The organism is Cupriavidus sp. FW305-3-2-15-C-LB2, from assembly GCF_058787575.1.
Genome location: NZ_JBYSZW010000017.1, coordinates 113,745 through 127,604, shown reverse-complemented (window position 1 = coordinate 127,604; position 13,860 = coordinate 113,745). Strand labels below are relative to the sequence as shown.

Annotated in this window: 13 protein-coding genes; 5 read left to right on the top strand and 8 right to left on the bottom strand. The window is 68.3% G+C overall.

Translation table 11 applies throughout. The features are described 5' to 3' along the window. Positions 1 to 20: 20 nt before the first annotated feature. Positions 21 to 716 (bottom strand): TetR/AcrR family transcriptional regulator, encoded by a 696-nt coding sequence (locus AC3WRR_RS15045; protein WP_492297349.1) that lies wholly within the window; start codon positions 714 to 716, stop codon positions 21 to 23. 183 nt (positions 717 to 899) lie between these two features. Here AC3WRR_RS15045 and AC3WRR_RS15040 point away from each other — a divergent pair, with 183 nt between their 5' ends. Next, on the top strand, positions 900 to 2,270 hold the full coding sequence (locus AC3WRR_RS15040; RefSeq protein ID WP_492297348.1) for a carbohydrate porin: 1,371 nt from the start codon (positions 900 to 902) through the stop codon (positions 2,268 to 2,270). Between the two features lie 15 nt (positions 2,271 to 2,285). Here the strand turns inward: AC3WRR_RS15040 and queF are convergent, their stop codons facing one another. Further along, a complete protein-coding gene (queF, locus tag AC3WRR_RS15035) occupies positions 2,286 to 3,119 on the bottom strand; it encodes an NADPH-dependent 7-cyano-7-deazaguanine reductase QueF (RefSeq protein WP_439671245.1) in 834 nt (277 codons plus the stop codon). 17 nt (positions 3,120 to 3,136) lie between these two features. Then, positions 3,137 to 4,675 carry a threonine ammonia-lyase, biosynthetic gene (gene ilvA, locus AC3WRR_RS15030; RefSeq protein WP_010814427.1) on the bottom strand — a complete coding sequence of 513 codons (1,539 nt, stop codon included), beginning with the start codon at positions 4,673 to 4,675 and terminating at the stop codon, positions 3,137 to 3,139. 312 nt (positions 4,676 to 4,987) lie between these two features. Between ilvA and otsB the strand changes: the two genes are divergently transcribed. Genes otsB through AC3WRR_RS15010 form a run of 4 tightly spaced genes read left to right on the top strand, consistent with a single transcriptional unit; the run spans position 4,988 to position 9,490 of the window. After that, entirely contained in the window at positions 4,988 to 5,791 is an 804-nt protein-coding gene (gene otsB / locus AC3WRR_RS15025; RefSeq protein ID WP_492297346.1) for a trehalose-phosphatase, read from the top strand. 13 nt (positions 5,792 to 5,804) lie between these two features. After that, the gene (locus AC3WRR_RS15020) at positions 5,805 to 7,670 is read left to right on the top strand and encodes a glycoside hydrolase family 15 protein (RefSeq protein ID WP_010814429.1); all 1,866 of its coding nucleotides are present in this window, start codon (positions 5,805 to 5,807) and stop codon (positions 7,668 to 7,670) included. A 48-nt stretch (positions 7,671 to 7,718) separates the two neighbouring features. Next, the gene (otsA, locus tag AC3WRR_RS15015; protein ID WP_010814430.1) at positions 7,719 to 9,110 is read left to right on the top strand and encodes an alpha,alpha-trehalose-phosphate synthase (UDP-forming); all 1,392 of its coding nucleotides are present in this window, start codon (positions 7,719 to 7,721) and stop codon (positions 9,108 to 9,110) included. Between the two features lie 35 nt (positions 9,111 to 9,145). Next, positions 9,146 to 9,490, top strand: a complete 345-nt coding sequence (locus AC3WRR_RS15010; RefSeq protein WP_010814431.1) for a 4a-hydroxytetrahydrobiopterin dehydratase — start codon at positions 9,146 to 9,148, stop codon at positions 9,488 to 9,490. A 12-nt stretch (positions 9,491 to 9,502) separates the two neighbouring features. Here the strand turns inward: AC3WRR_RS15010 and AC3WRR_RS15005 are convergent, their stop codons facing one another. Genes AC3WRR_RS15005 through AC3WRR_RS14985 form a run of 5 tightly spaced genes read right to left on the bottom strand, consistent with a single transcriptional unit; the run spans position 9,503 to position 13,841 of the window. Further along, on the bottom strand, positions 9,503 to 10,108 hold the full coding sequence (locus AC3WRR_RS15005) for a nucleotidyltransferase family protein (protein ID WP_010814432.1): 606 nt from the start codon (positions 10,106 to 10,108) through the stop codon (positions 9,503 to 9,505). Positions 10,109 to 10,127: 19 nt separating this feature from the next. Beyond that, the gene (locus tag AC3WRR_RS15000) at positions 10,128 to 11,165 is read right to left on the bottom strand and encodes an XdhC family protein (protein ID WP_010814433.1); all 1,038 of its coding nucleotides are present in this window, start codon (positions 11,163 to 11,165) and stop codon (positions 10,128 to 10,130) included. After that, on the bottom strand, positions 11,138 to 11,695 hold the full coding sequence (locus AC3WRR_RS14995) for an SRPBCC family protein (protein ID WP_492297344.1): 558 nt from the start codon (positions 11,693 to 11,695) through the stop codon (positions 11,138 to 11,140). The genes AC3WRR_RS15000 and AC3WRR_RS14995 overlap by 28 nt, the downstream gene beginning before the upstream one ends. Next, positions 11,686 to 12,942 carry a vWA domain-containing protein gene (locus tag AC3WRR_RS14990; RefSeq protein ID WP_010814435.1) on the bottom strand — a complete coding sequence of 419 codons (1,257 nt, stop codon included), beginning with the start codon at positions 12,940 to 12,942 and terminating at the stop codon, positions 11,686 to 11,688. The genes AC3WRR_RS14995 and AC3WRR_RS14990 overlap by 10 nt, the downstream gene beginning before the upstream one ends. 2 nt (positions 12,943 to 12,944) lie before the next feature. Further along, a complete protein-coding gene (locus AC3WRR_RS14985; protein ID WP_492297341.1) occupies positions 12,945 to 13,841 on the bottom strand; it encodes an AAA family ATPase in 897 nt (298 codons plus the stop codon). Positions 13,842 to 13,860: the final 19 nt, after the last annotated feature.

Here is a 13,860-nt window from a genome sequence, read left to right as displayed (position 1 = left end):
GCGGGTGGGGTGGGCGTGCTTCATGATGACTCCGGAGAAAGCCTGGACTTGCCGGCATCGGGCGCCGGTGCCAGCCCGTGCGTCAGCAGCGCGGATACGTGGCGCACCAGGGTGTCGGTATCGACCGCTTCGCCGCCGGGCAGCCGGCGCCAGATATGGGTGGTGGCCAGCGGCAGCAGCGTCAGGCCGATCAGCGACGGCATCACCAGCGCCGGCTCCAGTCCGCTGTTGAGCTGCCCGCGCGCGATCGCGGCCGCCAGCGGCGCGTTCAGTGCACCGGCGCGCTGCAGCGCGAAGCGATCCAGCACGCGCTCGCGCAGGGCGCCGTCGGCACTGGCGACTTCGCGGATCCACAGCCCGGGAAACCAGGGCGTGGCGGCCGCGGTGCGGATCAGCTGGCCGGCGATGCCGATCAGCATGGCCATCGGCTCGGCATCGCCGGCGGCAGCGAAGACGCCGGCCACCAGCGGCTGCAGCTTTTCCTCGACCACGGCGTCCAGCAGCAATTCGCGGTCGCTGAAGTAGTAATGGACCAGCGCCGGCGTCACGCCGGCCTGGGTGGCAATCGCCTTGACCGGGGTGCCGGCCACGCCCTGGCGCGAGAACAGCTCGGTGGCCGCATCGAGGATGCGTTCGCGCTGGCCGGGCTGGCCGGCCGCAGGGCGGCCGGGGCTGCGGCCGGCGGAGGGTTTCGGTTTGGCGGGTGGGCGCGGCATGGGCAAACGGATGCAAGCGGTCTCCAGTGAATATTAATTTTTGCGTTAATTAATTCAAGGGCGGTTACAACGTCGGCCTTCCGGCACACCCTTTGGCAGGTAGACATGTCATGGGTGCTTGGCTATGCTGCGGGCGCCGGAGCGCGCCGCCTCCGGCACATCCCTTGCCGATCGCCTCTGCCGATGCCGTTTCCGCCACTTGCCAGCGCTCCCGTTCGTATCCGTTTTCGTCGTGTGCTGGCAGCGCTGGCCTGTTGTGCGTGCCTGCCAGCGATGGCGCAGCAAGCGGAGCCGGTGCAAGGCCCGGCTGAAGCGGAGAGCCCGTTTGCCTTTCACGGCCAGAGCACCTACATCTGGCAGCGCAAGCCAGCATTCGGCGCGGCCTACTCCGGCCCCAACAGCCTGGGTACCGAACGGGCCAAGAGCTACTCGTTCAGTGCGACGCTGGATCTGGGACTGAAGCTGTGGCCGGGCGCGGAGTTCCACTTCAATCCGGAAGCCACGCAAGGCGTGCCGTTTTCCGGCCTGCACGGCCTGGGCGGCTTGTCCAACGGAGAACTGGGCAAGGCCGCCAGCACCAACCCGGTGTTCTACCGGGCGCGCGCGTTCGTGCGGCAGACCTGGGGCCTGGGCGGCGGCAGCGAAGCGCTGGAAGCGGATTTCAACCAGTTTGGGCGCACCGTCGATCAGCAGCGCGTGGTGCTGACAGCGGGCAACTTCAGCGTGCTGGATGTCTTCGAGCAGAACGAGTTCGGCTCGGACCCGCGCACGCAATTCATGAACTGGTCGTTCATGACGCATGGCGCCTTCGACTATCCGGCCGATGCACGCGGCTATAGCTGGGGCCTGTCGCTGGAATACATCGGCGACGGCTGGTCGGCGCGCATCGGGCGCTTCCTGCAGCCGCTGGAATCCAACGGGCTGCGGCTCGACACCCGCATGTTCGAGCACTACGGCGACATCATCGAAGTGGAGAAGCGCTACCAGCTGGCTGGCCGGCCCGGCACCGCGCGGCTGCTGTGGTTCCGCAACAAGGCGCGCATGGGCGCGTTCAGCGATGCCATCGGCTTCGGCATGGCCAACAACACCACCCCGGACGTCGCCGACGTGCGCCGCGAGCACGCCAAGAGCGGCGTGGGCGTGACACTGCTGCAGCAGGTCACCGATTCACTGGGGATGTTCGCGCGCGCCAGCCTGTCCGACGACAAGACCGAGACCTACGCCTTCACGGAGATCGGCCGCCAGGTGTCGGCGGGCGGCGTGCTGAAGGGCGATGCGTGGGGACGGGCGCGCGATGCGCTGGGCGTGGCGGTGGCGATCAACATGCTGGGCCCAGACCACCGCAACTACCTGGCCGCGGGTGGGCAGGGCGCGTTCCTGGGCGACGGTGCGCTGCGCTACGGGCCCGAGCAGATCCTGGAGATCTACTACAGCTTCCAGCCGGTGAAGTACCTGAGCATCAGCCCGGACTTCCAGTACGTGCGCAACCCCGGCTACAACCGCGACCGCGGGCCGGCGAAGTTCTACGGGGTGCGCCTGCACGGGGAGTTCTGATCCTCCCCGCCTGCCTCATTGCCGCGCGTTGCGCTTGTTATCCGGCCACGCCGTATTGAAGTTGGTGCGGAACGGGTTGATATCGAGCCCGCCGCGGCGCGTGTAGCGCGCATACACCGCCAGCTTGACCGGCTTGCACTCGCGCATCACGTCCATGAAGATCCGCTCCACGCACTGCTCGTGGAACTCGTTGTGGTTGCGGAACGAGATCAGGTACTTGAGCAACCCTTCCTGGTTGATCGGCGCACCCACGTAGCGGATCTGCACGCTGCCCCAGTCCGGCTGGCCGGTGACCAGGCAGTTGGACTTCAGCAAATGCGACACCAGCGTTTCCTCCACCGGCGATTCTTGCTGGTCGGCAGAGAGCAGATCGGGCGCGGGCTCATAGCGGTCCACCTCGATGTCGAGCCGGTCCAGCAGCAGGCCATCGAGCTCGCCCATCTTCTGCTTGCCCAGGTCCGCTTCAGTCACCAGCCGCACCTGCACGGTGCCGCCGGTGGCTTCGGACAGGTCGTGGTGCAGCAGCTGCTGCAGCGCCTCGGGTGAAGCAATCCTGGTCTGGTTGAACGAGTTCAGGTACAGCTTGAACGACTTGGACTCGATGATATTGGGCGTGTCCGACGGGATGATGAAGCTGGCCAGCGCCACCTGCGGCTTGCCCTTCAGGTTCAGCCACGACAGCTCGTACGCATTCCAGATATCGACGCCGAAGAATGGCACCGGCTTGCCTTCGGGCAGGCCGATCTCGGTGCGCTTGGGCTGGCGCGGGATCGGGAACAGCAGCGAGGCGTCGTATTCGGTCTTGTAGGCCGAGGGCTTGCCCAGCGGCGAATGTTCAGGGAGGCTCATGGGGCGCTCAGCAGGTGTCAGGACAGGAACAGCTTGTACACCGGGTTGTCGGTCTCGTCCCAGTGTACGTAACCCAGCGTCGAAAGGAAGGCGCGGAAGGCGCGCTTCTCGTTCTTCGGCACCTGGATGCCGACGAGGATGTTGGAGGTATCCGCGCCCTGGTTGCGGTAGTGGAACAGGCTGATATTCCAGTTCGGGCTCATGCTGGACAGGAACCGCATCAGCGCGCCCGGCCGCTCGGGGAACTCGAAGCGGTACAGCAGCTCGTCATGCGCCAGCGCCGAGCGCCCGCCCACCATGTAGCGGATATGCTGCTTGGCCAGCTCGTCGTTGGACAGGTCCAGCGTGTCGAAGCCGTGCTTGCGGAAGCTGGCCGCGATCTTGTCATTCTCGGCGCGGCTGGCGATCTGCACGCCAACGAAGATATGCGCCATGCTGGTATCCGCGATGCGGTAGTTGAACTCGGTCACGCTGCGCGTGCCCACCAGCTCGCAGAAGCGCTTGAAACTGCCGCGCTCTTCCGGGATGGTCACGGCGAACACGGCTTCGCGCGCCTCGCCCACCTCGGCGCGCTCGGCGACAAAGCGCAGGCGGTCGAAGTTCATGTTGGCGCCGCAGGCGATCGCCACCAGGTGCTGGCCCTTGAGCTTCTCGCGCTCGGCATAGGCCTTCAGGCCTGCCACGGCCAGAGCGCCGGCCGGCTCCAGGATGCTGCGGGTGTCCTGGAACACGTCCTTCAGGCCCGCGCAGATGGCGTCGGTATCCACCAGGATGATGTCGTCGACCAGCTCGCGCGTGATGCGGAAGGTCTCCTTGCCGACCAGCTTGACCGCAGTGCCGTCCGAGAACAGCCCCACTTCCTTCAGCTCGACGCGCTTGCCGGCGTCGACCGAGCGCTTCATCGCGTCAGAGTCCACCGTCTGCACGCCGATCACCTTGATCTCGGGGCGCACCGCCTTGATGTACGAGGCGATGCCAGAGATCAGCCCGCCGCCGCCGATGGCGACGAACACGGCATGGATCGGGCCCGGGTGCTGGCGCAGGATCTCCATGGCGATGGTGCCCTGGCCGGCGATGACCTCGGGATCGTCGAACGGATGGATGAAGGTCAGCTTGTGCTTCTTCTCCAGCTCCGCGGCGTGGTTGTAGGCGTCGCTGTAGGACTCGCCGTGCAGCACGATTTCCACCCACTGGCCGCCGCGTTCGCGCACGGCGTCGATCTTCACCTGCGGCGTGGTGACCGGCATGGCGATGATGGCCTTGCACTGCAGGCGCGCCGCGGACAGCGCCACGCCCTGCGCGTGGTTGCCGGCCGAGGCGGCGATCACGCCGCGCCTGAGCTCTTCCGGGGTCAGCGAGGCCATCTTGTTGTATGCGCCGCGCAGCTTGAAGGAGAAGACCGGCTGGGTGTCCTCGCGCTTGAACCAGACCGAATTGCCGGTGCGCGCCGACAATTGGTGCGCGTAGGTCAGTTCGGTCTCCTGCGCCACGTCGTAGACCTTGGCGGTCAGGATCTTCTTCAGGTAATCGGGTCGGGCGGCGGACGTGCGGGTCATGGTCTCGGGGCGGGCCGTGGGGCGGCGCAAAAAAAGGCGGAAATTCTGGCGGAAACCGTCAATGATAAAGGATGGCGGCGACTTCCACCCGGCCCGGGCGACGCTCCCGCCGCCCGCGACGGGCGGCCCGGGCCGCGCGGAGGTCACTCTTCGTGTGGATGACGATGCACTCATGCGGGCACGGCGAGCCAGGGCGCAGCGGGGGCCGCAGACGCTTGGCCCTGGACTTGCGTCGAGGCCAGGTTGCGTGCGCGCCATGTAGGACGGCGTCCGGTGGACGCCGGTCAAAACGACGTGTTACGGTGTAACGCGATGCCACAACTACCGCTAATCGAACCCAATACCGCCCTGTTTCTCGACTTCGACGGCACCCTGGCCGACCTGGCCCCGCGCCCGGAACTGGTGCAGGTCGAACCGGAACTGGTCGGCACGCTGCACACGCTGTTCGAGCGTCTGGACGGCGCGCTGGCCGTCATCTCCGGGCGGCCGATCTCTGAACTCGACCACTTCCTGCAGCCGCTGCGGCTGCCGGCGGCCGGCGTGCATGGTGCTGAATTCCGCACCGACGGCGGCATGGTGTCCAAGACTTCCGCCGCCCCCGGCCTGGAACTGCTGATCCCCCACCTGGAAGCGCTGGTGCGCGCCCATCCCGCCCTACGGCTGGAGCGCAAGTCCGTCGCCGTCGCCATCCACTACCGCCAGGCGCCTGAACTTGCCGGCGTGGTCGATGCCGCGGTCACCGAGGTGCTGCGCCATGCCGTCGGACTGGAAGCGCTGCCCGGCAAGATGGTGGTCGAGATCAAGCCGGCCGGCGTCGACAAGGGCGACGCCATTGCCGCATTCATGAAATCCGCGCCGTTCGCCGAGCGCATGCCGCTTTTTGCCGGCGACGACCTGACCGACGAGCCGGGCTTTGCCGCCGTGCGCAAGCTCGGCGGGCTGGGCGTGCTGGTGGGCCAGCGCGAGACCGTGGCCAGCGTCACCGTGCCCGGGCCGGCCGCGCTGCGCAGCTGGCTGCACCGATCGGCCCGCGCGCTGGAAGGCGCCGGCGGCCACCCGCGCGCCGTGCCGAATGAGGCCGAGCCAGGCCCGGCCCGGCGCACAACGACATCCTGAGGGAGGTATCGCTGTGACCAATCCGAGCAGCCCGAGCGAACCGGGCCAGCCGCCGACCGAAGGCGTGCACAAGACCGTGGACGGCGGCAGCCGCTTTGCCAATCCGTCGTTGTCGCTTGGCATGATCGGCAACTGCGCCATCTCTGCGCTGGTGGACTGCCGCGCGCGCATTGTCTGGTCGTGCCTGCCGCGCTTCGATGGCGACCCGGTGTTCAACGCCCTGCTGGACCCGAGCGAGAACGCCGGCCATTTCTCGATCGAGATCGAGGACTTCCAGTCGTCGCGGCAATGGTACGAGCCCAATACCGCGGTGCTGCGCACGCGGCTGACGGACATCCACGGCAACTGCCTGGAGATCACCGACTTTGCGCCGCGCTTCTTCCGGCTGGGGCGCTATTTCCGCCCGACCACGCTGGTCCGGCGCATCCGCCCGGTGCGCGGCGCGCCGCGCGTGCGCGTGGTGGTGGCGCCGCGCTTCGAATGGGGCCGCAAGGCGCCGCAGACGACGCGCGGCAGCAGCCATGTGCGCTATATCGGCGACGACATGACCCTGCGCATGACCACCGACGCGCCGATGGCGTATGTGCTGTCGCATACGCCGTTCCTGGTCACGCGCGGGTACAACTTCATCCTCGGCCCGGACGAGACCCTCGCGCACGGCGTGGAAGAAACCGCGCGCGACTTCGAACAGGAGACCACCGCCTACTGGCGCCTGTGGAGCCGCCGCCTGGCGGTGCCGCGCGAATGGCAGGACGCGGTGATCCGCGCGGCCATCACGCTGAAGATGTCGCTGTTCGAAGAGACCGGCGCCATCGTCGCGGCGATGACCACCAGCATCCCCGAGGCGCCGGGCAGCGGCCGCAACTGGGACTACCGCTTCTGCTGGCTGCGAGACGCCTTCTTCGTGGTGCGCGCGCTCAACAGCCTGTCCGAGGTCGGCACCATGGAGGATTACCTGCGCTGGCTGTCCAACGTGGTGATGCAGTCGCAGGACGGACATATCCAGCCGCTGTACGGCATCGGCCTTGAGCGCGAGCTGCCTGAAAGCATGCTCGACCATCTGCCCGGCTACCGCGGCATGGGCCCGGTGCGCGTGGGCAACCAGGCGCAGGAGCACTTCCAGCACGATGTCTACGGCAACGTGGTGCTGGGCGCGGCCCAGGCCTTCCATGATCACCGGCTGCTGCACCGCGGCGGCCCCGCTGAATTCCGCCGGCTGGAAGAGGTCGGCGAACAGGCAGTGAAAGTGTTCGGCACGCCCGATGCCGGCATGTGGGAGCTGCGCACGCGGGCGCGCGTGCATACGTCGTCGGCGCTGATGAGCTGGGCCGCCTGCGACCGCCTGGCCAAGGTTGCCGACAAGCTCCAGCTGCAGGCGCGTGCCGCCTACTGGCACGACCATGCCGAGCGCATGAAGGAGCGCATTCTGGCCGAATCCTGGAGCGAGGAGCGCCAGGCCTTTGCCGAGAGCTTCGGCGGGCGCGAGCTGGATGCCAGCGTGCTGCTGATGGCCGAAGTCAATTTCATCGAGCCGCGCGATCCGCGCTTCATCGCCACCGTCAAGGCGCTGGAGGCATCGCTGTGCGACGGACCCTATATGCGCCGCTACGAGGCGCCCGACGATTTCGGCAAGCCCGAGACCGCGTTCAACATCTGCACGTTCTGGCGCATCGATGCCCTTGCGCGCATCGGCCGGCGCGAGGAAGCGCGCGAGATCTTCGAGTCGATGCTGGCCTCGCGCAATCCGCTGGGGCTGCTGTCCGAGGATACCCATCCGGTGACCGGCGAGATGTGGGGCAATTTTCCGCAGACGTATTCGATGGTCGGGCTGATCAATGGCGCGATGCGGCTGTCGGCGCCGTGGGACACGGTGATCTGAACCGCCTGCGCGCACGGCAACCAGAACAGAGGACTCCAAGAACAACATATGCCAAGACTTGTAGCGGTATCCAACCGGGTCGCCGATCCCCGCAACGTGGCGGCGGGCGGCCTCGCCGTGGCGCTATCCGAAGCCCTGCGCCAGACCGGCGGCATGTGGTTCGGGTGGAGCGGCAAGGCGCTGGAAACCGCCCAGGGCGGCACGCCCGGTGAAGGCGACCTGCATCTGCAGCAGGCCGGCAACGTGACGCTGGCCACCGTCGACCTGAGCCGCGAGGACCACGACGCCTATTACCTGGGCTACAGCAACGGCGTGCTGTGGCCGGTATTCCACTACCGGCTGGACCTTGCGGACTTCGACTCCAATTTCCTGAACGGATACCGGCGCGTGAACCAGCTGTTCGCGCGCAAGCTGGCGCCGCTGCTGCAGCCCGACGACATCATCTGGATCCATGACTACCACCTGATCCCGCTGGCGTCAGAGTTGCGCGCGATTGGCTGCGGGCAGAAGATCGGCTTCTTCCTGCATGTACCGCTGCCGCCGCCGCTGATCCTGGCCGCCATCCCGCAGCACGAGTGGCTGATGCGCGCACTGTTTGCCTACGACCTGCTTGGCTTCCAGAGCCATGCGGATGTCGAGCACTTCTCGCGCTATGTGCAGGCCGAAGCGCAGGCCGAGCCGATGGGCGAGCACCGCTACCGCGCCTTCCACCGCACGGTGCGGGCGCAGGCCTTCCCGATCGGCATTGACGTCGACGAGTTCATGGAGCTGGGCCGCGGCGCGGACGCGCAGGAAACCTACGAGATGATGTGCGCGCAGTACGCGCGCCGCCGGCTGCTGCTTGGCATCGACCGGCTCGACTATTCCAAGGGCCTGCCGCAGCGGCTCAAGGCGTTCTACCGGCTGCTGGCCGAGTACCCAGAGAACCGTTCGAGCGCAACGCTGGTGCAGATCGCCGCGCCCTCGCGCGAGTCGGTCGATGCCTACGTCGACCTGCGCCGCGAGATGGAACAGCTGAGCGGCTCCATCAATGGCGAGTTCGGTGAGCTGGACTGGATGCCGGTGCGCTATATCCACCGCACCACCGCGCGCAAGCGGCTGCCCGGCCTGTGCCGCGCCAGCCGCGTGGCGCTGGTGACGCCGCTGCGCGACGGCATGAACCTGGTGGCCAAGGAGTTCATCGCCGCGCAGGACCCCGAGGACCCGGGGGTGCTGGTGCTGTCGCGCTTTGCCGGCGCCGCCGAGCAACTGCGCGAGGCGCTGCTGGTTAATCCGTACGACACGCGCGCCACCGCGCAGGCGATCCAGCAGGCGCTGCACATGCCGCTGGCCGAGCGCCAGCAGCGGCATCAGAAACTGCTGGAGCGCATCCGCGCGCAGGATGTGCACTGGTGGAGCAGCGAGTTCCTGCGCGCACTGACTGAGACCGAAGGGGCCTGAGGCGCGGGCTGTTCTTCCGGTCGGGGAGCATGACCATGAGCGAAGACCTGGCAGCGCAATCGTGCACGCCTTGCCGTGGCGGCGTGCCGCCGCTGACGCCGGCTGAAGCCGAGATGCTATTGCAGCAGGCGCCGGGATGGGAGCTGGTCGATAGCGCGACGCGGATCGAACGGCGTTTCACCTTCGGCAATTTCGCGCAGGCGCTGGCGTTCGTGAACGGCGTCGGGCAACTGGCCGAGACGCAGGGGCATCATCCCGAGATCAGCTTTGGCTGGGGGCATGCCACGGTGTCGTGGCGGACCAAGAAGATCAAGGGCTTGCACCGGAATGATTTCATCATGGCGGTGAAGACGAGCGAGCTGGCGGAGGGGATCGGGTGAGGTTGGTGGGGGTCACTTCAGATCCCCGGGCGTATCAATATCCCGAAACGCCCCTTCATCCTCGGTCAGGATCCGCGTCACAGGCTTGTCCTTCAGCAACGCCCGCGCGCCCTCATCGCCATCCAGCTTCAGCAATTCCTCGCGCCAGGCTGCGCCAAAACCCACCGGATGCCCACGTTGCCCGTTGCGCCAAGGGGCGGCGATGGTGTCCGGCGCGGTGATCGTCAATGCCACCGCCCGGATCAGTTCCATCGGCAGCCAGGGCATGTCCGCCAGCGCCACCACCCAGCCGCGCGCTTCGGGCGTGGCGGCCACGGCAGCACGCAGGGCAGCGCCCATGCCGGCTTCGGCGTCGGGCGACTCCAGCACGCGGCAGCCGCCGCGGCGCAGTTCCTCCGCCAGTGCCGGGTTGCCCGGACGAATGACGGCGATCGATTCCGGCAGCGCCGCGGCCAGCGTGCGGGCGCTGCGCCAGGCCACGGAGCGGCCGCCGGGCAGCACCTCCAGCAGCTTGTTGCGTTTGCCGGCGGCGTCGAAGCGGCGGCCGTAGCCTGCGGCCAGCAGGATGCCGGTGGGCAGGTCGGTGCGGAGCAGGGGAGCGTTGGGGGCGGCAGTCATGGCGGCACTTGCGAGGTCGTCAGGTGGGATCGGGCGCGACGTCGCAGCTGCTGCCGGTGCCGGCAGCCATCTCGCGTGCGGCCTTGGCGCCTTCCACCTGCAGGATGTCGGGCAGCGATACGTGGTTCCTGGCCGCGATCACCTCGGCCAGGATCGAGATGGCGATCTCGGGCGGCGTGCGGCTGCCGATGTAGATGCCCACGGGGCCATGCAGCCGCGCCAGCTGCAGCTCGGTCAGGTCGAATTCCTTGAGCCGTTCGCGGCGCGCCTGGTTGTTGCGGCGCGAACCCAGCGCGCCCACGTAGAAGGCGCGGGTGCGCAGCGCTTCCATCAGCGCCAGGTCGTCCAGCTTGGGGTCGTGCGTGAGCGCGATCACGGCGCAGCGCTCGTCCAGCTTCATGTCGGTGACGGTGTCGTCGGGCATGGTGCGCACCATGGTCACGCCGGGGATGTCCCAGGTCTCGGTGTATTCCTCGCGCGGGTCGCACACGGTGACCTGGAAGCCCAGGCCCACGGCGATCTGGCACAGGTACTTGGACAGCTGCCCGGCGCCGATCACCAGCATGCGGTAGCGCGGGCCGTGGATGGTCAGCAGGGTCTTGCCGTCGAACACCAGGCCGTCGGTGGCGTTGGCCGGGCCCAGCGTGGCGGTGCCGGTGGCCATGTCGAGCGTGCGCGCGACCAGGCGGCCGTTCTCAACGGCATCGAGCAGCTCGGCGATGCCGCTGGCCGGGGTCAGCGGTTCGGTCACCAGCTCGATGGTGCCGCCGCACGGCAGCCCGAAGCGGTGGGCTTCCTCGGCGCTGATGCCGTACTTGATCGCTTCCGGGTGGTCGGCGGTGATGCCCTGCCGGCGCACGCGGTCGATGATGTCGTCCTCGATGCAGCCGCCCGAGACCGAGCCCACCACCAGGCCGTCGTCGCGCACGGCCAGCATCGCGCCTTCGGGCCGGGGCGACGAGCCCCAGGTCCGCACTACCGTGACCAGCAGCACGCGATGGCCTTGCTGCTGCCACTGCACGCTGTTCTTCAGGACTTCGAGATCCACGCTGTCCATGATCGTTTCCGCTTCGGTTCCTCTGTTGGTTCATTGTCGCCGGCGGCCGCGGCGGGGGCGCTCTCGGCCGCTGGCGTGTCGTCGGTGGCGTCAGGGGTGACGGCCTCGGTGAAGCGCGCAAAGAAGGTGTCTGCCATCTTGCGCGCCGCGGCGTCCACCAGCCGCGAGCCGATCTGTGCGATCTTGCCCCCCACGTGGGCGTTGACGGTGTAGGTCAGCACGGTCTCGTCACCGTCTGCTTCCAGCCGGACCTGGGCGCTGCCCTTGCCGAATCCCGCCGCGCCACCCTGGCCATCGAAACGGATGGTGTAGCTGTCGGGGGCCTGGATGTCTTCCAGTGCCATGCGGCCCTTGAAGCGCGCCTTGACCGGGCCCACCGCGGCCGTCAGGGCCAGCTGGTACGCGTTGTCGCCGTCGGGCTCGATACTCTCACATCCCGGGATGCAGTGCTTGAGCAGCTCGGTGTCGTTGAGCGCTTCCCATGCCACCTGCTGCGGGACCGGCAGGCGCTGGCTCTGGTTCATTTCCATGGCGGGGCTTCCTTGTTGTGCCTGGCGAGGGCAGGGGTGGCGGCCCGGGGCGGGCCGCCATGGTCGGACAGCAGCGTCTCGAGCGCCAGCAGGCTGTCCAGGTTATGGGCCGGGCGCAGTGCGTCCACGTGCGGCAGGATGGCTTGCACGCCACGCGCCTGCGGGGTGAAGCCGGGGTAGCGCAGCAGCGGGTTGAGCCAGACGATGCGGTGCGCAAAGCGGCGCAGCCGTGCCATTTCGTCGCCGAGCAGGTCGATATGCTCGTGGTCCAGGCCGTCGGTGACCAGCAGTACGGTGGCGCGCCCGGACAGCGTGCGCCGCGCCCAATGGCGGTTGAAGCTGGCCAGCGCCGCGCCGATGCGGGTGCCGCCGGCCCAGTCGCGCACCTGGCCGGTGATCAGCGCGACGGCCTCGTCGGGGTCGCGTTCGCGCAGCGAGCGCGTGATGTTGGTCAGCCGCGTGCCGAACAGGAATACCGACAGCCGCTCGCGCGACTGCATCAGCGCATGGCAGAAGTACAGCACCGCGCGCGAGTACTGGCTCATCGAGCCGGAGATGTCGAGCAGCAGCACCACCGGCGGCTTGCGCTCGGCGTGCTTGCGGAATTTCCAGCGCAGCCACTCGCCATGCTGGCGCACCGCCAGGCGCGCGCTGGCGCGCAGGTCGGCATGGGTGCCACAAGTGGCGGCGCGCAGGCGGCGGGTGCGCTGCAAGGCCAGGTGGGCGCGGCGCGTGCGCACCAGGTGCTGCAGCGCGCGCCATTCCTGCGCGGTCAGGGTTTCAAAGTCGCGCTGCGCCAGGCGTTCCTGGTCGGAGAAGGTCAGCGGCACGTGGATGCGCTCGGCTTCGGCCTGTGCCGGACGTGACTGCGCTTCGGGCTGGCGCGCGGCCAGGGCATCGGCCAGCCGGTTGCTGCGTTTCGGTGGCGGCGCGCCGCTGTCGACGCGCGGCAGCAGCAGCGCGCGCAGCTTGCCTTCCCAGTCGGGATCGCGCCAGAACAGGTCGAAGGCGGCATCGAACAGCGGGCGCTGGTCGGGGCCGGACAGCACCAGCGCCGCCAGCGCGGCGCGTACCTCGTCGCGCTGGCCGATATCGATATGGCGCAGCGCCTCCAAGGCATCGACAGCATGGGCCGGCGACAGCGCGAAGCCGCCGTCGCGCAACAGCCGCATGAAGTGCGTGACGTTGCGCGCCAGCACCGGCAGGGCCGGTGCGGCGGGCCGTGCGGCGGCGTGCAGCGTGGCCATCTTCAGCCTCCCGGCGTGGCACCCGCCAGCAGCTCGGCCACGGTGGGGCCGTCCACGCGCGCCAGGTCGTCCTGGTACTTGAGCAGCACGCCCAGCGTGTCGCGCACGGACTGCGGATCGAGCTCGGTCGCGCCCAGCGCGGACAGCGCGCGGCACCAGTCGATGGCCTCGGCGATGCCCGGCGCCTTGAACAGGTCGATGCCGCGCAGCCGGTGGATAAAGTCGATGGCCTGGGCCTGCAGCGCCGCGGCGGCCTCGGGGGCGCGCGCGGCCACGATCTGCAGTTCGCGGTCGCGCTCGGGGTATCCTATCCACTGGTACAGGCAGCGGCGCTTGAGGGCGTCGTGGACTTCGCGGGTGCGGTTGGAGGTGATCACGATCAGCGGCGGGCGCTCGGCGCGGATCACGCCGATCTCGGGGATCGACACCTGGAATTCGGACAGCACCTCCAGCAGGAACGCTTCGAAGGGCTCGTCGGCGCGGTCGATCTCATCGATCAGCAGCACGCGCGGCACGTCGGGCGCGGCGGGGTCGGGCAGCAGGGATTCCAGCAGCGGGCGCTTGAGCAGGTAGTCATCGTGGTACAGCGACTGCGCCTCGGGCCGCTCGCCGCGCGCCTCGGCCAGGCGCAGCGCCATGATTTGGCGCGGGTAGTCCCATTCGTACAGCGCGCTGGCGGCGTCCAGCCCTTCATAGCATTGCAGCCGCAGCAGCCGCGTGCCGAGCACGCCCGCCATCGCTTGCGCCATGGCGGTCTTGCCGACGCCGGGCTCGCCTTCCAGGAACAGCGGCCGCTGCATGCGCAGGGCGAGATAGAGCACCGTGGCGGTCTCGCGGTCGGCGAAGTATTGCTGGCGTTCCAGCTGGGCGATGGTGTCGTCGATGGAGGTGGGAAGCATGAGCAATCTTGTGTGCCAA